We start from the raw sequence: 19811 nt of genomic DNA on the forward strand, positions 1-19811 counted from the left end.
GGAAAACAGTCGGAAACGATGTCATCGGCCGGGAAGAGAACCGAAGGGAGGATTGCCCTGCCGGGATTTCCGGCTTAGATGGCTCTGTGTCGTCGATCCAAGCGCCCAGCCGGACCCGCCAGCTGTCCGTCCTGTTGGGCGCCAAGGCTGTTTCGGACATCGGGTACGGGTTGGACTTCGTCTGCCTGTCGATCTTCGTGTGGGAACGCACCCAGTCGGCGTTGTCGACCGGTCTGGTGAGCGTGGTGCTGTACGCCGGGGCGATCGTCGGCGGGCGGCTCGGTCACACGTACGGCAACCGGTGGGCCCGGCGCTCGGCGATGGTCACCGCCGACGTGGTGCGGATGGTTGTGCTCGTGCTGCTGGCCGTGCTCCCGGACCGCGCCCAGGACTGGTGGTTGTACGTCGCCGTCTTCCTGGTCGGAGTCGGGCGTTCGGTGTTCGAGGCGACGATGTCGGCGGCCACCCCGGTGCTCGCGGGGGAACGCACCCAGCTGGTGAACAGCGTGCTCGCCGGTCTCAAGGGCATCGCGTTCATGGTCGGCATGGGGCTGTCGGTGATCGCGGTCCAGTGGGTCGGCTACCGTGGTGTCTTCACGTTGGACGCGGCCAGCTACGCCTTGTCGGCGCTGGTGTTGCTGTCGATCCGGGTGCGGTTCCGGGAGGACAGCGCCGCGCGCCGGGCGGTCGAGCGAAAACCGGTGGTGTGGCCGGCGGTGGTCGCCGCCGGACTGGTGCCGTTGCTGGTGGTGCGCTGCCTGGACGCGGTCGGCAGTTCGTCGCAGCACGTGGGCATCCCCATCCTCGGCGGGCAGTTGCGGCCCGAGGCGCCGACCGAGTTGGCCGGCGCGGTGTGGAGCGCGTGGGCCGCCGGCCTGCTGCTCGGCAGTTTCGTGCTCCGGCCGTTGGCCAACCGGATCATCGCGCGGACGCCCGGGGTGGTGTTCTGCGTGGCCACCATGGTGATGTCGGTCGGGTTCGTCGGGATCTTCTGGCTGGACCCGCTGTGGCTGCGCCTGCTCGCCGCGGCGGTGGCCGGCGTGGGCGACGCGTTCAGCGAGGTGGCGTTCAAACAAGCGGTGCAACGGCTGCCTGACGAAGACCGTGGCGCGGTGTTCGGGCTGTCGCAGGTCGTGGTGAACAGCGGCTTCATGGCCGGTCTCGTCGCGACCAGTCTCGTGCTCAGCCCGAGTTGGGTGCCCCAGTGGGTCCTGCTGCTGCACGGCATCCCGCTGCTCGCGGCCGCGTGGTCGGCGATCCGGCTGCGCTCGCGGTGACCATCCACGCGTACCTCGACTACGCGGGCCTGGGGCGCCTGCGGGAACCGGCCGTGCGGGCCATGCGGGAGGCGTTGACCGACGTACTTCCCCACGGCAGCGCGGAGATCGGCCGCATCTTCCCGGCCCGTCGCGAGGCCCGGTTCGCTGTCGCCGACCTGCTCGGCTGCGCGCCCGAGGAGATCGCGTTCGTGCCGAACACGTCGACCGGCATCCATCTGGTGGCCGACGGGATGGACTGGCGGCCGGGCGACGAGGTCGTCGTGTTCGAGCGTGACTTCCCCGCCAACGTCCATCCGTGGCGAGCCCTGCGCGACCAGGGCGTCCGGTTGGCGTGGGTGCCGATGCGGGCCGGCGGCTACCTGCTGGACGACGTCGAGGCCGCGATCCGGCCGGCGACCCGGCTGGTCGCCGTCAGCCACGTCAACTTCGCCACCGGTTTCCGCATCGACCTGGACGCGGTGTGCGCCCTCGCGCACCAGCAAGGCGCCCTTGTCTGTGTGGACGCGATCCAGAGTCTCGGCACCCTGCCGCTGTCCATGGCCCGCGCACCGGTCGACTTCCTCGCGGCCGGCGCACACAAGTGGCTCAACGGCCCGGTCGGCACCGGCGTGTTCTTCTGCCGCGCCAGCCGGTTGCCGCTGCTGCGGCTGCCGGCGGGCTGGTTCGGCTACGCGGGCGCCAACGACATGCTCGCCAAAGGCGCCGGCCACTTCAGCTACGACCTGCCGCTGGTCCCGACCGCCGCCCAGGCCGAGGGCGGGATGTACAACGTCCTCGGCATGGTCGGCCTGGCGGCCGCGCTTCGGGAACTCAACCAGGTCGGCGTCGAGACCGTGGCCGCCCGGATCCGCCGACTGACCCAGCGGCTGCACGACGAGCTCACCGGTCTGGGCTGTGCGATTTCCGCCGGGAACGACGACGGCTCGTGGTCCGGCATTGTCAGTTTCACCCATCCGGATCTGGACAGCGTCCGAACGGTCGAGGAACTGGTCGCGACCGGGTTCCACGTATCCCAGCCGGACGGCAAGATCAGAATCGCGCCGCACTACTGGACAAGTGACGCTGAGTTGACGGCCTTTCTACACGCGGTCAGGAAACGCATTATTTGACATTGTTATCATTGATATTCGACACTTGTTCAAAGCGTCGCGCCGCGATATTGTTTGTTTCTTCTCCAGGAGAAACACCCCACTGTTTCCGACGAACAACGGAGGCTTATATGACTTACGAGACCTGGGAATCGCTGGCCGACGAGGTCGAGATCAGCACGGGCGCCGCTGACTGCTGGGTCTGCCTGGTCGACCAGTGATCGCCCGATGATCACACTGTGACCGGCTCCGCGCGGGCAGCCCCCGCGCGGAGCCCCGACCGACCGGAGCCGACCATGGATCGCTGGGAGTTCACGCACGGCCGGATCGGGGTGAACGCGCCGAGCTGGCTGACGTTCGAGGTGCACCGGCCCTATTTCGACGGCGCCGACTCGCCGCTGGCGACCGTGCACGCGCGGGCGAGCCTGCTGGCCGCCCGACGGTTCGAACAGCGTCTGCCGACCGCGCTGAGATACGGGATGAGCATGCCGGCGAGTTACCGTCGGTTACTTACCGACGAGTCCCGACTGGCGGCTTATCGGGTGCGCGGACCGGCCGACCTACCGCGTGAACTCGCGTCCACGAACTGGCGCACACTGGCCGACGCATTCGACCGAAAGGACGATCTGGACGACGTCGACCGCGCCGGGCTGGCCGGCTGGCTCATTGCCGTGTGCCTGCCGGAATCGGTGCTCGATATCGCGCCGGCCGACCTGACCGAAGCGAAATGCGGCAATCCGGTCGTCGGCACCCTGCAATTGGCACGAGCCAATGCACTGTTCGCGGTCGAAGGGCTTTCCGAACGAACCGCGTCCGCATATCGACAATTGATTGATAACCCCGTTGCGACAGTTCCGCAGGCACAGGCGGTGGCCGCGTGGGGTTATCTGCTGTCCCGGCACGCCCAGGACGACTCGGCGTCGTCGATGTACTTCGCGCGAGCTGGTGAGCTGCTCAAAGTGCTCGCCGGTGAGCTCACCGGATTCGATCACGCGGTGCTGCTCGCCAGGCTGCGGTTGCGTGAGGTGATGGCCGCCGAGCGGCGCCGTGACTTCGACCTGGCCTGGCGGCTGCTCGGCTCGGCGTCCGACATCGTGTCCGAGGCCAGTCCGGTGACCAGCGAGGACAAGGCGGTCAGGGCCGAGATGTGGCGGCGGCTGATCGACCGGCGGGTCGACATCGCGGTCCGCCGGCAGGACCGCGAAGCCGAGTGGCAGGGCATCGCCGAGGGGCTCGCGCTCGACCCGTACGACGTGAAGATCCGCATGCAGGCGGCGCAGGCGACCGAACGCGACGGCGACGACGAGAAGGCGCTGGCCGAGTACTTGTTGGCCGCCCGGCTCGGCCCGTACGGCACGGCGTTCGCATTGCTCGCCGCCGCCAGATCCGCGCAACGCTTGGGCCACAACGAGTTCGCGCGTGTCCTCACCGAGCGCGCGTTCCGTACCGCACCACGGTCGGCGAGAACCCGCGACGCGCTGGTGGAGATCTGCCAGTCCGCCGGCGACGAACCGATGGCCGAGGTGGCGCGTCGCGCCGCCACGCCCGAACAACCGCACGAAGGCAACTGGCACTACCAGATGTACGCCTCGTACTTCAATCTCGGCGAGTCGCAGTCGCCGTGCCTGTACGCCAGACTGCCTTCGCTGGCCTACGAGTTCGCCGAGCTGGGCGCGCCGCCGGACACGAACTGGCAGCGGCTCATGCCACCGGCGTTCCGCGCCAACCTGGTCCGCGAGTCCGGCCTCACCGACTTCGCCGTGACCCACCCCGCCGAGCTGCCCCAAGAGCTGCGCACCCCGGCGTGGAACCAGCTGTGCCAGTGGGTCGCCGAGTTCTCTGAGTCCGATGTGGACCGCCAGTACCTGACCGCCATGATCCTGTTCCGGCTGGGCTTCGGGAAAGTCGTCCTCGACCTCGTCCCCGCTCGCCCGATCGCGCAGTTGCGCGACCCACGAGAACTGCGGATCCAGCACTGGCGTGACGTCGTTCGTTACGTCGGGTCGATCGGCGGCGCCGTCGTCGAACCACGAGCGTCGTTCGAGGTCGCCGACCATCCCGACTGTCCGACCCACTTGCGGTTCGTCATCTCGGTGTTCGCGGTCGTGTTCCACGCCAGGGAGACCAAATCGCTCGACGAGGCCAGCAAGTGGCGTGACAAGGCGCAAAGCTGCCTGGACGAGTTGCTCGCCAGTGCCGGGTACACGCCGTTCGAGAAGGCGATGATGGAGAGCCGGTTCTACCGAAGCGTCACGTATGTGCCGTTCCTGCGACGGGACACGCGAACCCTTGCTGCCGAGATGGACCGGGCCGAGGAGCTCGCCCGGTCGGTCGAGCCGACCACCCCGTACGAGGAGTTCCTCAAACAAGAAAACCTGCGCGCGTGTGTGGAGAGCCGGTCCAAGGAGGCGTTCGGCTTCGGCGAGAACGACCTGGGACACCGCCGGGTGCTGGAAGTCCTCCAGATCGACCCGTACGAGCCCAAGACCCACATGGAGCTGGCGGAAACCCTTCTGCTGCAGGGAAACCCGTTGGAAGCGGGGAACAGCTACCTGCGCACGGCCAGGCTCGGGCCGATCGGCACGGCACGCGGTTACGCCTTGGCGGGCGAGTGTTTCGAGCGGGCCGGGCTACCGGTGCTGGCCGAAGACTGCTTCGTGCAGGCGCTGCGAGTCGATCCGCACGCGGTGTCGGCGGCGCGTGGCTGGCGCCGAGTCGCCACCGGGATTCCTGAACTGGCCGCGGAGTACGCCGACGGCCTGGAACAGTGGGGCGCGGCCCGTCAGGCAGCGCGCACGACATGACGACCGAATGGCGACTGGTGCCGTCACCGTCCACCGATACCGACGCGGTGGTGCTGCCGGCGTTCGCGGACGCACTCCCGCCTGGACTCCCTGCCGGGCCTGGCTTCGGCGGCGGCGTGGGCGAGGTCCTGCACCTGCCCGGCGAGCCACCTCAGGTACTGCTTGGGCTTGGCCGTGAGCAGGATCTTGACAGCGAGGCTGTCCGGCGTGCCGCGGCTTGCCTGGCCAGAGAGATTCGGCGTTACCGCACGTGCACAGTCGACCTGTCGTTGCCGCCTTTGTTGCTGCGCGTCTTCGTGGAGGGCTTCGCCCTGGGCGGGTATCGGTTCACCCGTTACAAGTCCACCACTCCCCCGGTGGGGCCCGACCGGATCGACGTGGTCGCGTCCGTCGACCATCAGTCCTCAGTGGACAGTGGACGGCTGCTGGCGGACAGCGTGCTGTTGGCGCGTGACCTGGTCAACGAGCCCGGTGACGCGCTCACCCCGGCTGTCTTCGCCGACCGGGCCGGCGCGATCGGCCTGAAGTGCGAGGTCTGGGACGCCGATCGGATCGCCGGGGAACGGCTGGGCGGCCTGCTCGGCGTCAGCCGCGGCTCGCCCCGGCCACCCCGGCTGGTCCGGCTGGTGTACGAACCCGACCAGCCGGTGGCGCACATCGCGTTGGTGGGCAAGGGAGTCACGTTCGACGCGGGTGGCCTGTCGCTCAAACCGACCCCGCAGATGCTGGACATGAAGGCCGACATGGCCGGCGCCGCCGTCGTGCTCGGCGCCATGTCCGTGCTCGCCCCGCTCGGGTGCCGGGTCCGGGTGGACGGCTGGCTACCGTTGACCGAGAACATGCTCAACGCCGACCCGATCCGGATCGGTGACGTGCTGCGGATCCGGGACGGCACCACGGTCGAGATCCGCAACGCCGACGCCGAAGGCCGCCTGATCATGGCGGACGCGCTCGTCCTGGCCGGGGAGACCGCGCCGGACGCGATCGTCGACGTGGCCACCCTCACCGACGCGGCGGCGATCGCGTTGGGCCGCAAGTTCGCCGCCGTGATGGGCAACGACGAAGCCTGGGTGGGCCAGGTGTGCGCCGCGGCCGAGCGGGCCGGCGAACCGGTGTGGCCCTTGCCGTTGCCCGACATCTACCGGCCCCAACTCGACTCCGCGGTGGCCGACCTCGTCAACTACACAAGCGGAAACCGGCACGGCACAGCGTTGCTCGCCGGCCTGTTCCTCCGTGAGTTCGTGCCACCCGGCATCCCATGGGCGCACATGGACATCCAGGCCACCGCGATCTGCGACGCCGACGACGGCGAATGGGTCGCCGGCGGCACCGGGTTCGGCGTCCGCACCCTGGTCGAGCTCCTGGTCAACGGTCAAGCAGGGTCCGGCCCAGTGGCGTGAGCGCGTGCCGGCCCACTACGCCTACAGCTACGGCCAGCCGCAACCCCTACCCGCGATTCCAACCCGGTGCTCACTACTTGCGCAGATTGTCATCGAGCCAGTCGTAGATGCGGCTCATCGCAAGCCGTTGTGCCCCGCTGTGACAGTGCGCGCCGGCACCTTCCGCACTGGTGAAGCGCAGGAAGGTCTTGGGAGCGGTCAGTCGGTCCGGCGGCATCCCTGTGGGCCGCCTCGGTCGCGACCCGCTCGGCGGCGGCCAGCCAGGCATCGTGCCAACTGTGGTAGTCGCCGGGTGTGATCCGCCGTAGGTGGCGTGGCCGAGCACGCGCAATGTTTCGAACCAGAACTGCTGGTTGTCGTCGAACAGCAGGGCGCGCATGAATCCTCCCTTGGATAGGGGTGTCCTCAGGCGGCGAAGGCGTCTCGGTGGGCCGAGACGAACTCGCGGAACGATCGGGAGGGCCGTCCGGTGACGTCCTGCACGGTCGGGGCGACGCGGTCCTCCGCGCCGTGCCGGATGTCCTCATCAAGGCCGGCCAACAGGGCGGCGTATTCCGGCGACAGACCGGTGGCGACCAACCGGGTGGTCATCTCGGCGGTGCTGACGGCGCGGTGCCGGACGACCCGACCGGTGGTGTCGGCAATGATCGCGGCGGCGTCGGCGTAGCTGAGGGCTTCGGGACCGGTGATCAGGTGATCGGTGTTGTGCGGCACGGGATCCAGCAGAGCCTTGGCTGCTACCGCGGCGATGTCGGCCGCGTCGACGAACCCGACCCGGCCCGGCCCGGTCGCGGTGATGATCTCCCCGCGTTCCCGGATACCCGCCGCGAGTTGGCCGACGAAATTCTGCATGAACCAGGACGGCCGCAGCACACCCCACTCGGGCATCGCCGCTCGGACAAGAGGGGGCAGGGCGCCCAACCCGGACGTGCCATCAGGTACCGCGGAGGAACTGAGCAGAACCACTCGCCGGACTCCAGCCCGCCTCGCTTCTGCGAGAAACCCCTCGACCAGTCGCCCGGGCTCGGCTACGCCGAGCGGCGCGAGTACATAGACCCGGTCCACGCCGGCCACCGCGGGGCCGTGCGTGGCCGGCTCGCTCCAGTCGAACCCGACGTGTTCCGGGTGTCCGTGGGTGGGTTTCCTGGTGCCGATGCGCACCGTGGCTGCCTGCTCACGCAACAGGGCGGCGATCCGGCTGCCGGTGGTGCCGGTCCCGCCGATGACCAACACGGTCACCTGCGTGCTCATCCGGTTGACTCCCCACCACCGGTGAAGGCGGCCGTGAATTCGTCCAGCCCGCCAAGGATCTCGGCGCCGGCCAGCGGACTCCAATAGTCACGGTAGGACACGATCTCACCGTCCCTTGCGGTGATGACGGCGACGTAGCGCATCCGATACAGCCGGCCGGTGGCCACCACCCTGCCCGCCGCCTCGAACTCGGCCACGACGACATCGGGGTCGGTCGCCTGGTGGACGGTTTGCTCGGTGATCTCTTGCACGTCCAACAGGTCGGGATAGCCCCGCAGGTAGTCCTCGACTGCCGCACGACCCTCCAGCCGTGCCGGATAGTTCGCCGTGGCGAACGGGAACTCCATCACACCGTCGACAGCCCACAACCCGGCGTAGCCGATCATGTCCTTGGCCAGCAGCAATCGCAGCGACTCGGCAAATAGGCCGCGGACGGTACGAGATGGTTCGGTCACGGGGTGACTCCCCTTCCACAATGCGCGGACGGTACGGACCCGTCCCGACCGCTACTATAGGCACGACGGGTCGGTACCGTCCACACGTAGACTCCGCGGTATGACCGACCGCCCCCGGCGCGCCCCTACCGGCGCCGCCGTCCTGCAACCACACATCACCTCAGCCATCACCGAAGCCGTGTTGGACGAACTCGCCGCACAGGGCTACGGCCGGCTGTCCATGGAGGCGGTGGCCAAACGCGCCGACGTGAGCAAGAGCGCGCTGTACCGCCGCTGGCCATCCAAACAGGACATGGTGATCGCGGTACTCTCGGAATTCAGTGTGCCGCTAGCCGAGATTCCCGACACGGGATCACTACGCGGAGACCTGCTGGAGACCCTGCGCGCGGTCCACGACTGGCTGACTCATCCTCGCTTCGCCACCATCCTGCCCGACCTCACCGCCGAAGCCGCACGCAACCCAACACTGGCCGCCGCAATCGCGGCCACCATCGGCGAACCACGGCGGGCACTCGGCGCGGCCACCCTCCGCCGCGCGATCAACCGGGGCGAACTACCCACCAACCTCAACCTCGAACTCGCCCTCGACCTGACCGCCGCCCCCATCTACTGGCGGCTGACCGTCCGCCAGGCCCCGATCGAACCCACCTACCTCGACCAACTCGTCGACCACATCCTGCGCGCACTCGGCGCCCACACCGCACCCCCTTCGTGAACCACGATTGTGAATGGGAGTGCCGGGTGGTCGGGAGTCCGGTGGTGGAGCACGGATGTCGGCCACGGCCGCACTGTCGTTGAGCAGGTGCTCGGAGGGTGAAACCGCGTGGTCGGTTGGTCGGGTTATTTGCTTGACTGTGGCTCATGGACTGGGTGCGGGAGTTCTACTCGAGGACTGGCTCGTGGTGGGCGAAGGCAGATGCGCGGGTCACTGATCGGGACCATCGCAGGGTGCGTCTCCTGCATGACCACGGTGGCGACGTGGGGCGGGTGCTAGAACTCGGGTCGGGCTATGGGGCGACGGCCGCCGCCGCCGCGCGGGCGGGTTATTCGGTGACGGCGGTCGAGGTCAGCAATCGCGCGGACGTCACCAGCGGGTTGGCCAAGGATGTGGCTCCGGGGTCGCTGACCGTACACAAGGCGGACTTCTACGAACTGGACCTGGAGGATCGGTTCGACATCGTCTGCTACTGGAACGGCTTCGGCGTCGGATCCGACGCCGAGCAGCGTCGACTGCTGGTGCGGATCGCGGCCGAATGGCTTCGGCCGGGCGGGGTCGCCCTGATCGACGTGTTCAACCCGTTCGTCTGGTCCCGATGGGACGGTGACGAGGAGCACCTGGCCCCGGACGCCGCCGCCGGCTACGACCACGAACTGCGAGAGCGGACGAGTTTCGACCCGGTGATGTGCACCGCGATCGACACTTGGTGGGAGACCACGAGCCCCGACCGACAGATCAGCCAGGTCCTACGGTGTTACACACCCGCCGACCTGGCCCTACTGCTGACCGGCACCGGTCTGACACTGACCAAGATCGTCGTCGGAGACCGAGTGCTATCGCCGTCGCCGCACCCAGGCATGGGCGAACTTCTGCGGGAGCAGCACGAATATCTCGCAATCCTCCACCACGAACCCGACCAAAGCCAGGCGGTGTGTCCAACCGGGTGATCACTTGAAGAGGGCATTGACGTCGCCGTTGACCTTCGTCATCGCGTCTTTGGCGGTGGACTGGCCCAGCCAGACGGTGTCCATCGCGCTCTGCACCAGTTCGCTGATCCGTTCCGCGTTGTCGGTCAACGGCAGCTGGAACGTGCCGGCCGGTGCGTTCGCCTCGTCAAGGAACACCTGCACATCACGGCCGGCGGCTTTGTGCGCGGCTAGGGCACGGTCCGAACTGGACTTGATGGCCGGCAGGACCACGGCGCTGTCGGCGACCAGGTCCTGGCATTCCGCCGAACCGGTGAACTGGACCCATTTCCACGCTTCCTCCGGGTGTTTCGTGCCGGCATAGATGGCGTCGGAGACCGAGTTGATCGCGGAACGGCGGCCGACCGGGCCTTTCGGCAACGGCGCGAAGGCGAACTTCTGCTTCTGGTCGTCCAGGTACGTGGTGGCCATCCAGCTGCCGGTGATGCCGATCGCGGCGCGGCCGGACTCAAGAAGCGCCTGGCTGCCGAGCCGGCCGGTCTTGTCGTACGGCGGGCTGATCCCCTTGCCGGCCAGCCCGGCGAACCAGCCGATCGTCTCGACGAACCGCGGATCGTCGTAGTTGTAGTGGGTGCCGAACGGGTTCCGGTCGGTGAACGTGAACCCGTTGCTCACCGCGAAGTTCCCCCACGACGTCTGGCCGTTCGCGCCGGACGCGAGATCGGGGATGAAGCCGAACGTCTTGACGTTGTTCTTGTCGAACCCGGGCTGGTCGGCCCGGCGGCCGGCGGTGTCCACGGTCAGCTTCGCCAGCGCCCGCTCGAAGTCCCCACCGTCACGCGGGTTCCAGCTGAGGTCCGACAGGTCGACGCCGGCCTGCTTGACCAGTTCGGTGTTGTAGACAACAGCGATGGTGTCCCAGTCGAGCGGCAGGCCGTACCGTTTGCCGTCGCGCACCCACAGGTCGGCCAAGCCCGGCTGGTAGCGCGCCAGGTCCACGTGGTCGCGCTGGACCATCGGCGTGATGTCCCGGATCTGGTTGTTCTTCTGGTACGTCGGGTAGTAGGCGACCGAGTCGCGGAACACGTCCGGCGCCTCGCCGGAGACCACCTGGGTGGTGAGGTTCTGCCAGTAGTCGGTCCACCCGGTCTGGGTGATCTTGACAGTGATCGACGGGTTCTTGGCGTGGAACGCGTCCGCGCACTTCTGGTACGGCGGAACCTGGTTCGCGACCCACATCGCGTAGTTGAGGGTGACGGCCGCGCCACTTTCCTCGGTAGCGCAACCGGCGGTGACCACGATCGCGAGCGCCACGCCGGCCAATCTGGACCTGATCATGTGCTGGCTCCCTTCCGGGGTGTCACTCCGGTGAAATCGAGGGCGGCGACCAGCCGCCTGCCGAACAGGAGCAGCAGGATCAGCACCGGGACCACAGTGAGCGTGGACGCCGCCATCAGGCCGGTCCAGTCCGGGTGCGCAGTCGGTTGCTGCTGCAGGAAAATGCCGAGCGCCGCGGTGAGCACGCGCGTGTCGTCCTTGGGGCCGACGAGCAACGGCCACAAGTAGTCCTTCCACGTCCAGACCGCTGTGGTGAGGCCGATGGTGAGCAGCGGGCCGACGTTCATCGGCAGCACGACCCGCCAGAACACCATCCACGTGCCGGCCCCGTCGATCCGCGCCGCCTCCTCCACCTCCCTTGGCGTGGACAGGAAGAACTGCCGCAGGAAGAAGACCGCGAACGGGGTCATCAGCATGGTCGGCGCGACCAGCCCGGCGAACGTGTTCAGCAGGCCGAGGCTCTTGACCATGGTGAAGTTCGGCAGCAAGGTCAGAATCGGCGGGACCATCAGCGATCCGACGAAGACCGAGAACACCAGCTCGCGGCCGCGGAACCGCAGCCTGGCCAACGCGTAGCCGGCCATCGCGCAGCACAGCGTCTGCCCGACCACGATCAGCGCCGTGAAGATGACCGAGTTCCGCAGGTACACCAGGAAATTCACCTTCGCCCCGGAGCCGCCGGCCGCCTGCGCCGAGGACAGGTCGGTCAGGCCGAGCACCCTGGCGAAGTTGCTCAGGGTCAATCCGGGCGGCACCAGTGAGCCGTTGCTCGCGTAGACCGTGTCGTTGTCGGTCAGCGACGTCCGTACCATCCAGTAGAACGGGAAGACCGTGAGCAGGACCGCCAGCCACAACAGTGCCCACGCGAGAATCCGGCCCGCACGCATACATCTCCCTAGGAAAGGTCCGATGAGGACGCTCGCAAGAGTCGCATTTGGACATATGTGAACACGCTGAGAACGGCGATCAGCGTGATGGCGATCGCGGTCGCGTATCCCATCCGGAACTGCCGGAACGCCAGTTCGTAGATGTAGTAGTAGACCACCCTGGTGGCGTGCACCGGCCCGCCGGAGGTGGTGACCGCGACGGTGTCGAAGATCTGGAACGACCCGATCAGCGAGACGACCAGCACCAGCGCGAGAACCGGCCGCAGCAGCGGCAGCGTGATCCGGAAGAACGTGCGGATCTCACCGGACCCGTCCAGCGCCGCCGCCTCGTAGACGTCCTGGGGGATCTGCAGCATCCCGGCGTAGTACAGCAAGGCGGTGTACCCGGTGAACGCCCACGTGTTGACCAAGACGATCGTCGGCATCGCCTCGCCGGGCGCGCTGAAGAAGCCGTGCGTGGACAGGCCGAGCGACTGCAGCACGCTGTTGACGAAACCGATGTTCCCGTCCAGCAGCCACAACCACAGCAGCGCCGTGGTGACGTTGGGAACCAGCCAGGGCAGCAGCAACGTCACCCGCAGCGCCACTGAACGAGTAAGCCTGTGCATGAGCGCGGCCAGCCCAAGGGCTAACACGGTCTGCACGGCCAACGAAAGCGCCACGTAGTAGCCGGTGACTTTCAGTGCGTTCCAGAACAGCGGGTCGTGTGCGAGTTCCCGGTAGTTGTCCAGACCGATGCCGGACGGCGGGCTGAGCATGGTCCAGTCGGTGGTGGAGATCCACAGCCCGCGGACGGTCGGATAGACATAGAAGACCAGGAAACCGGCGACCGCCGGAAGCAGGAACCAGAAGGCGGCTCGACCATCCCGTCGTCGCCCGCCGGACGCGACCGTCGGCTTGACCGTCTCGCGGGGTAAGGCGACGGTCATGACGCGAGCCTTGGCACCAGTCGGGCCGCGTTGTCGGAGTAGACTTGGCGCAGCACGCCGTCCGGCAGATCCAGGCCGTGGATGGCCCACCGCCCCAGCGGCGGTGGATCGTCCGGCGAGTACGGGAAATGCTCGTCCGCTGTCTCCAGGAACCGGAAGTAGTACGGGTATTCGCGGCCGGCCACGGGGATCTCGTCCACCCCGAACAGCACCCGGCCAGGGTGCCGCAGGATCAACGTACGGGCCGCGCGGGGCTGACGGCCCAGCTCGGAGATCCGTGCCGCGATGTCGACGTGGAAGTTGGCGTACGTGTCCAGCATCCGGCTCACCCAGCCGAGGTTCTCCGGATAGCAGCCGCCGTGCACCCCGACGAAACACGTCCCCGGGTGCGCCGCCACGACCGATTCCAGGCTGTCGATCAGCGTCCGGAAGGCCGGGAAGGACGGGTCGGCGAACGACCAGTCCGGTCGGCCGATCAGCGCGTCCAGCTTCTCGTTGCGCTCGTCGACCGGATCGAAGAACGCCACGGGATCGGCGGAGTGCACCCACACCGGCAGGTTCAGCTCGCCCGCCGCAGTCCACAGTGGATCAAGCCGTTGGTCGTCGAGCAGGACGAGCCGGCCGCCGGAGTCCCGGACCTCGAGCCCGAGATCCTTCCAGACCTTGAGCCCGGCGGCACCGGCCGCGGCCGACGCGGCCAGGCTGCCCACCAACGCCTCCGGCGAGTCCACGTCCTGCCAGTCGACGTGACAGAACGTGGCGAAGCGGCCCGGATGCGCCCGGTCGTACCGGTCCAGGTTGACCTCCAGCTCGTCACCCCACCGGCCGTCCAGGTTCACCATCGCCCGGATGTTGTGCGCCTCCATGGTCGCCAGCAGCGTGGGCACGTGCCGAACTGTCCATTCACGACCGTCACCGACCCAGGACGCGAGCCAGCGGCCGAGATGGGCGTGCGCGTCGACCGCCGGAAACCGGGCGCGCAGCACGTGGTGTTCGGGCGCCCGTAGGGTGCTCCGCGGCCGGAACTGGCTCAGCAGCGGGATGTGGGGCATCGGACCGTCCTTCTTCAACGGCGGAGGCCTGGTGGCAGCGAGTCGCGGTAGACGGCGAAGTAGTCGTCCACCATCTGGCGGATCCGACTCAGCGGCAGGGTCGCCGCGGTGTTCGGGTCGAGCATGGCCGCGTGGTACACGTAGTCCCGCCGGCCTTCCAGGACGGCCCGCACGGTCAGCTCGCTCACGTTGAGGAAGTTCCGGTTCAGCGCGGCCAGTTGCGGTGGCAGGTCTCCGATCGTCATCGGGTGCACACCCGAACCGTCGACCTGGCAGGGCACTTCCACGCACGCGTCGGCGGGCAGGTTGGTGATCTTGGATCCGTTGCGCACGTTGCCGTGCACGATCGCCGGCGTGCCGGTCTCGATCGACCGGATGATCAACGGCGCCAGCTCGTTCGTCGGCTCCGGCCGGACCGGCTCGCCGTCGGCGAGCTGCCGGGTGACCTCGTAGTACTCGTCCCGGTGGGCCGCGAGGCGGCGCAGGTAGCCGCTGACCTCGATGCGGTACCGCTCGATCTCCCCGTCGTGGCGCATGAACCACGGCACGTACTCGGCGCCGTGCTCGCTCGACTCGGTCGGGAAGTAGCCGAGCGCCCGGTACATGGCCACCCGTACCCGCCGGCCGAGCCCGTCTGGGTCCGCGTCGATCACCTTGTCCAGCAACGGGTACAGGTTCTCGCCGGCACGTTCGAACCGGAGCACGAACGCCTGGTGGTTCACGCCGGCGGTGAGGAAGTCGACCTCCGCGGCCGGGACGCCGACCAGGTCCGCGAGCAGGGCCTGGGTGTCCCGCACCGAGTGGCAGATGCCGACGACCCGCTGGAACGGACTGCCCGCGTAGACGCCCCACGGCACCATGGACATCGGATTGGTGTAGTTCAACAGCAGACTGTCCGGGCATCGCCGGGCCATGTTGTCGCCCAACGCGACCATCACCGGGATCGTGCGCAGCGCCCGGAAGACGCCGCCGATCCCGAGCGTGTCCGCGATGGTCTGCCGGACGCCGTACCCGGCGGCGATCTGGAAGTCGGTCTCGGCGCTCGCCATGCCGCCGACCATGATCTCGTTGATCACGTAGTCGGCGCCGTCGAGCGCGGGATCCTGGTCGAGGTGGGACTCGATCAGGATCCCGCTGCCGGCACCGGCCACCATCCGTTCGGCCAGCAGGCGGGCGTCGCTGAGCCGCAGCCCGTCGATGTCGTGCAGAACCAGCGTCGACTCGGCCAACTCCGGATAGCTGAGCAGGTCGGACAGCAGGTTCTTGGTGAAGACCATGCTGCCCGCGCCGAGAAGAACGATCCTCGCCATCACACCTCCACGTCGTTCGAGATTTCGGACGTGGTCCGGTATTACGTCATGAGGACGGTAGGGGGCAGCCAGTCAGCGTGTCAATGCGCCAATCCGGGATATCGCCGCGTGTTCGAGATACCGAACTAGTGGGCCTGGTAGCCGAGCCGCTCCGACAGGCCGGCGGACCCCCGGCGGACCAGTTCGGTCCACTCGTCGCGCCGCTGCGGGGACCAGCGCGCGCCGGGCACCGAGATGCTCATCGCGGCCACCATCGTCCCGGAATGGTCGTACACCGGGGCGGCCACGCAGTACACGTCGTCATTGGACTCGGCGTCGTCGTACGCGACCCCGGTGGCGGCTATCGCGGTCACCAACAGCCGCAGCCTCGTCACCGACGTGATGCTCCGCGGCGTCATCGCCGGCAGCCGCTGCCCGGCCGGGTACCGGGCGTCGAACGACTCCGGGGACAGCCCCGAGAGCAGCATCTTTCCCAGCCCGGTGCAGTGCGCGGGCAGCCGGCGGCCGACCGCGGAGACCATCCGCACGGGGTGCGTGCTGTCGACTCGGGCGATGTAGACGACGTCGGTGCCGTCGAGGATCGCGACGTGCACCGCCTCGTCGCACGCCGACGCGACCTCGGTCGCCACGTCCTGCGCCTCGCGGACCAGGTCGATGTTCTCCGCGAAGCCGCTGCCGAGCTGGAACAGCCGCAGGCCGAGCCGGTAGTGCGCGGGCTGGCCGCCGGCCGGGGTGAGATATCCCCGCTCGGCCAGCGTCCCGACCAGCTCGTGCACCGTGGTCCTCGGCAGGTTGAGACGCTCGACGATCTGCGGCGTCGACAGCGTCGTCGCGTCCAGGAAGAGCTCCAGAATGTCCAGCGCGCGGCTGACCGCCGGCACAGCGCGGCCCATGATCGTCATCCTCTCGGCAGGCGGCTGAAGTCGATGAGGAACCGTAGTCGTCGGGCCAGGCGGATCGCTCGTTGACAGCGTTTCCTTACTTGCCTACCGTCACTAACGGAATATCGTATCATGTTCGATACCTCGAACAGAGTCGAGGGCAGATGAGCGGACAGAGCCTCACCGCGCGTCCCGTGCAGACCACTGGCGAGTTACTCGTCGGCCTAGGTCTGCCGGACGAGGACCTGCCGGCGCTCCCCGGCGCGACCGGGCGGTTCCCGGACGGCGCGCACCACCGGGTCGAGATCCCCAGCGTCGAAGGCCCGGCGTGTCTGGAAGCGGTGCTCGCCGAAGCCGACCGGCTCCGGGTGCCGGTCACCCGGGTCTCCCAGGGCACCGGGATCGGGCTGCTCACCGACGCCGAGATCCGGGCGATGGTGACGCTCTGCGCCTCGGCCGGGATCGAGCTGAGCATGTTCGCCCGGCCGTGCGCGGGCTGGGACGCGTCCGCGATGTCGATGGCCCCGGCCGGCGGGCTGCTGGCCGCCGCCGCCCGAGGCCAGGACCAGGTGGCCGCCGTCGTCGACGAGATCAGACGGGCCGCCGACCTCGGTGTCCGCAGTGTCCTGATCGCGGACCTCGGGGTGCTGCACATCTTCGGCCGGCTGCGGGCGAGCGGAGTGTTGCCTGGGGACATGCGCTCGAAGGTCTCGGCCATGATCCCGGTCGCCAACCCGGCCACCGCGCAGGTGCTCGACCAGCTCGGCGCCGACACCCTGAACCTGCCCACAGACCTGACCCTGGCGCAGATCGCGACGATCCGGGTCGCGGTGCCGATCCCCCTCGACGTGTACGTGGAGGCGCCGGACAACCTGGGCGGGTTCGTCCGCCACTACGAGCTGCCGAGGCTGGTCCAGCTCGCCGCGCCGGTGCACGTCAAGTTCGGCCTGCGCAACGCGCCGGACATCTACCCGTCCGGCAGCCACCTCGAACCGCTCGCGATCGCCCTGTCCAAGGAGCGGGTCCGCAGGGCCAGACTGGGGCTGGACCTGTTGGAACGAGCCGGTTCCACCGCCACCCACTCCGTCCCGCACGCCACCGGCCTGGCGATTCCCGTGGTGTGACTCAGTTCGCCGGATGGGGAACGAGCGCGATCGCACCCGCGTAGTAACCGCTGACCTCGGTCGCTCCGGCGAGCCCCGTGACCCGGACGGGCACGTTGGAGCTCAACGGCGCGTTCGGGCCGAGCTGGCCGGCGATGTTGTAGCCCCAACCGAGGACCTGGCCGTCCGGGGTGACGGCGTACCCGTTGAGGCCCTCGCCGGACCCGATGGACGTCGCGTTGGCGATGCCGGACACCTGGACGGGAACGATGGTGTTCCCGCCGGTGGTGCCGTTGCCGAGCTGCCCCTCGCGGTTCGGGCCCCATGACCAGACCGTGCCGTCGGACTTCAACGCGTACCGGTTCTGCATGGTGCCGCTGATCTTCGCCACCCCGGTCAGGCCGTACACCTGCACGGGCACCGCGCTGACGCTGTTCAACGGTAGGTTGGCACCGAGCACGCCCCAGTAGTTGGTGCCCCAGGTCCAGGCTGTGCCGTCGGACCGCAGCGCGAATCCGTCCTCGGACACGGCGACCGCGCCGGTCAGCCCGGACACCTGGACCGGGACGTTCGACTGGCAACTGCCGGGTACCTGCTTGTCGCACAACGTGCCGGTGCCCAGCTGAGCGTATGTGTTGTCCCCCCACGAGAAGACGGTTCCGTTGGAACGCACGGCATAGCCGTTGGTTCCACTGGTGGCGATGGCGACCACATCGGTGAGGCCGAGCACACGCACCGGTGTCGGAGAGCCGTCCGGTCCGTGGTCCACACCGTCGCCGAGCTGGCCGTGGTCGTTCTTGCCCCACGCCCACACCGTGCCGTCGGAACGCATCGCCAGCCCGTTGTTCCTGCCCGCCGAGATCCGCGTGATGTTGGCGAGTCCGGGCACCTGCACGGCGACCAGGGACTTCCCGCCCGGCACGTCCTGACCAGTGCCCCACGCCCACACGGTCCCGTCGGACCGCAGCGCCAGATTCTCCGCCAGGCCACCGGCCACCGCGGTCACCTCGGAGAGGCCACGCACCGGCTTCGGCTGCGGCCGGTCGGTGTCCACGGTCCCGTCGCCCAACTGCCCGGCCTCGGCCTGGCCCCAGGCGAACACGCAGCCGCTGACACCCGAGCACGTCCGGACGAAGTACCCGGCGACGTCGATGGCCACGTGCGTCTCGCCGGAGTCGTTGTACAGGTTGAAGTACCGGTCCGCGCCGAGCGAGATCATGTTCGCGGCGATCTGGCCAGCCGCCAGGTTCAGGTTGGACACCGCCGGGACGGCCTGGTAGCCCGGCGACGCGGTCAGGAACGTGTTGGCGGACGGGACGATGCCGGTCAGGTTGGCCACCACCCCGACAACGTCCGACGGACCCGTCAGCGCCCACAGGTTGACCCGCTCCCACTGGCCCGGGCCGAGCGGTCCGGGATCCTGCGGGTACCTGCCTTGGCCGGTTCGAGTGTCCAGCAACCGTTGCGGGGTTCTCGGCACGAACAGCGCATCGGCGGCCGGGTCGTAGTAGCCGGCCAGGTCGGCGATCAGATGTGTACTGCCCGAATCGTTGAACAGGTCCACCTTGCGGTCGGCACCCAGCCGCACGGTGACCAGGTTCGGCGCGGTCTCGCCGGGCGCCAGGTTCAGGTTCGACACGACCGGCCGTGCCTGGCCGTGTGGCCACGCCGTCACGAACGTCGCCGCGGTAGGTCCTGTGCCCGTCAGGTTGAACACCACTGCCGTCGCGGTCGCCGGTACTTTCGCCGACAGGTCCAGGCTGATTGTCCCGCCGGGACCCACGGCACCGGCCGGCGCGCTCCGGGTGTCCAGCACGCGAACCGGGTCAAGCACCGCGTATTTCGACCCGTCCGGCCCGTAGTAGCCGGCCAGGTCGACGATCAGGTGCGTGCTGCCCGAATCGTTGAACAGGTCCACCTTGCGGTCGGCACCCAGCCGTACGGTGACCGCGTTCGGCCTGGTCTGGTTCGGGAGCAGGTTGATGTTGGACACGGTCGGGCGGTCTTCTCCGGTCGGCCATGCCGTCACATACGTGGCCGCGGTCGCCCCGGTGCCGGTCAGGTTGACCACCACGGCGGTCGCCCCTGCCGGCACTTTCGCCGACAGGTCCACAGTGATCGTCCGGCCCGGACCCACGGCACCGGCCGGCGCGCCCAGCCCGCTGCGGGTGTCCAGGACCCGAACCGGCGCGAGTGGCGTGTATCGGGACGCGGCACCGAGCACTGGCATCGGGCTGGCCGGCGCCCCTATGGACGCCGGAGCACCGACAAGGACCGCGCCGAGCACGAGCGCGAACGCGAACGTGACAGACCGCCGGATACGCACTGAAATCCCCCCAAAAACGTCGCAAACAGCGGCAGCATAAGACAGCGGGAGATATTCGGGAAG

At 68.5% G+C, this 19811-nt stretch carries 17 protein-coding genes; 7 read left to right on the top strand and 10 right to left on the bottom strand.

Features of this window, described 5'->3' with window-relative positions:
- The first annotated feature begins 86 nt into the window (after positions 1-86).
- The 4 genes from EV192_RS37055 to EV192_RS37070 all read left to right on the top strand — a co-directional run bounded on the left by EV192_RS37055 (position 87) and on the right by EV192_RS37070 (position 6572).
- A complete protein-coding gene (locus EV192_RS37055) occupies positions 87-1277 on the top strand; it encodes an MFS transporter (RefSeq protein ID WP_165960829.1) in 1191 nt (396 codons plus the stop codon).
- Positions 1274-2389, top strand: a complete 1116-nt coding sequence (locus EV192_RS37060; RefSeq protein ID WP_165960830.1) for an aminotransferase class V-fold PLP-dependent enzyme — start codon at positions 1274-1276, stop codon at positions 2387-2389. Before EV192_RS37055 ends, EV192_RS37060 begins: the two co-directional genes overlap by 4 nt.
- 275 nt (positions 2390-2664) lie before the next feature.
- Positions 2665-5172, top strand: coding sequence for a tetratricopeptide repeat protein (locus tag EV192_RS37065; protein ID WP_132123287.1), 2508 nt, complete (start codon positions 2665-2667; stop codon positions 5170-5172).
- Positions 5169-6572, top strand: a complete 1404-nt coding sequence (locus tag EV192_RS37070) for a leucyl aminopeptidase (RefSeq protein WP_132123288.1) — start codon at positions 5169-5171, stop codon at positions 6570-6572. Before EV192_RS37065 ends, EV192_RS37070 begins: the two co-directional genes overlap by 4 nt.
- 73 nt (positions 6573-6645) lie before the next feature.
- On the opposite strand, the gene EV192_RS37075 is transcribed toward EV192_RS37070, so the two are convergent.
- From EV192_RS37075 to EV192_RS37085, 3 genes are read right to left on the bottom strand one after another with little or no spacing between them, the layout of a single operon-like run.
- Positions 6646-6951, bottom strand: coding sequence for a hypothetical protein (locus tag EV192_RS37075; RefSeq protein WP_132123289.1), 306 nt, complete (start codon positions 6949-6951; stop codon positions 6646-6648).
- A gap of 26 nt (positions 6952-6977) precedes the next feature.
- Complete coding sequence (locus EV192_RS37080) at positions 6978-7823, bottom strand: NAD(P)H-binding protein (RefSeq protein ID WP_132123290.1); 846 nt, start codon at positions 7821-7823, stop codon at positions 6978-6980.
- The gene (locus EV192_RS37085) at positions 7820-8278 is read right to left on the bottom strand and encodes a nuclear transport factor 2 family protein (RefSeq protein ID WP_132123291.1); all 459 of its coding nucleotides are present in this window, start codon (positions 8276-8278) and stop codon (positions 7820-7822) included. The genes EV192_RS37080 and EV192_RS37085 overlap by 4 nt, the downstream gene beginning before the upstream one ends.
- Positions 8279-8378: 100 nt before the next feature.
- Here EV192_RS37085 and EV192_RS37090 point away from each other — a divergent pair, with 100 nt between their 5' ends.
- Positions 8379-8993 (top strand): TetR/AcrR family transcriptional regulator, encoded by a 615-nt coding sequence (locus EV192_RS37090; protein ID WP_132123292.1) that lies wholly within the window; start codon positions 8379-8381, stop codon positions 8991-8993.
- 233 nt (positions 8994-9226) lie between these two features.
- Positions 9227-9943, top strand: a complete 717-nt coding sequence (locus EV192_RS37095) for a methyltransferase domain-containing protein (RefSeq protein ID WP_243727315.1) — start codon at positions 9227-9229, stop codon at positions 9941-9943.
- Here EV192_RS37095 and EV192_RS37100 read toward each other — a convergent pair whose 3' ends face one another.
- From EV192_RS37100 to EV192_RS37125, 6 genes are all read right to left on the bottom strand, one after another.
- Positions 9944-11260 carry an ABC transporter substrate-binding protein gene (locus EV192_RS37100; protein WP_132123294.1) on the bottom strand — a complete coding sequence of 439 codons (1317 nt, stop codon included), beginning with the start codon at positions 11258-11260 and terminating at the stop codon, positions 9944-9946.
- Positions 11257-12147 carry a carbohydrate ABC transporter permease gene (locus EV192_RS37105; RefSeq protein ID WP_132123295.1) on the bottom strand — a complete coding sequence of 297 codons (891 nt, stop codon included), beginning with the start codon at positions 12145-12147 and terminating at the stop codon, positions 11257-11259. Before EV192_RS37105 ends, EV192_RS37100 begins: the two co-directional genes overlap by 4 nt.
- A gap of 8 nt (positions 12148-12155) precedes the next feature.
- Positions 12156-13076: a carbohydrate ABC transporter permease gene (locus tag EV192_RS37110; RefSeq protein WP_132123296.1), complete on the bottom strand. Its 921-nt coding sequence runs from the start codon at positions 13074-13076 to the stop codon at positions 12156-12158.
- The gene (locus tag EV192_RS37115; RefSeq protein ID WP_132123297.1) at positions 13073-14128 is read right to left on the bottom strand and encodes an amidohydrolase family protein; all 1056 of its coding nucleotides are present in this window, start codon (positions 14126-14128) and stop codon (positions 13073-13075) included. The genes EV192_RS37110 and EV192_RS37115 overlap by 4 nt, the downstream gene beginning before the upstream one ends.
- Before the next feature lie 14 nt (positions 14129-14142).
- Positions 14143-15438 (bottom strand): alpha-galactosidase, encoded by a 1296-nt coding sequence (gene melA / locus EV192_RS37120; protein WP_132123298.1) that lies wholly within the window; start codon positions 15436-15438, stop codon positions 14143-14145.
- A 125-nt stretch (positions 15439-15563) separates the two neighbouring features.
- On the bottom strand, positions 15564-16331 hold the full coding sequence (locus EV192_RS37125; RefSeq protein ID WP_132123299.1) for an IclR family transcriptional regulator: 768 nt from the start codon (positions 16329-16331) through the stop codon (positions 15564-15566).
- 152 nt (positions 16332-16483) lie between these two features.
- On the opposite strand from EV192_RS37125, the gene EV192_RS37130 reads away from it, so the two are divergent.
- Positions 16484-17443 carry a U32 family peptidase gene (locus EV192_RS37130; RefSeq protein WP_132123300.1) on the top strand — a complete coding sequence of 320 codons (960 nt, stop codon included), beginning with the start codon at positions 16484-16486 and terminating at the stop codon, positions 17441-17443.
- Between the two features lies 1 nt (position 17444).
- Here the strand turns inward: EV192_RS37130 and EV192_RS37135 are convergent, their stop codons facing one another.
- Positions 17445-19748 carry an RCC1-like domain-containing protein gene (locus EV192_RS37135; protein WP_165960831.1) on the bottom strand — a complete coding sequence of 768 codons (2304 nt, stop codon included), beginning with the start codon at positions 19746-19748 and terminating at the stop codon, positions 17445-17447.
- Between the last annotated feature and the right edge of the window lie 63 nt (positions 19749-19811).

Source organism: Actinocrispum wychmicini, assembly GCF_004345645.1.
In the GTDB taxonomy this organism is placed as follows: Bacteria; Actinomycetota; Actinomycetes; order Mycobacteriales; family Pseudonocardiaceae; genus Kibdelosporangium; species Kibdelosporangium wychmicini.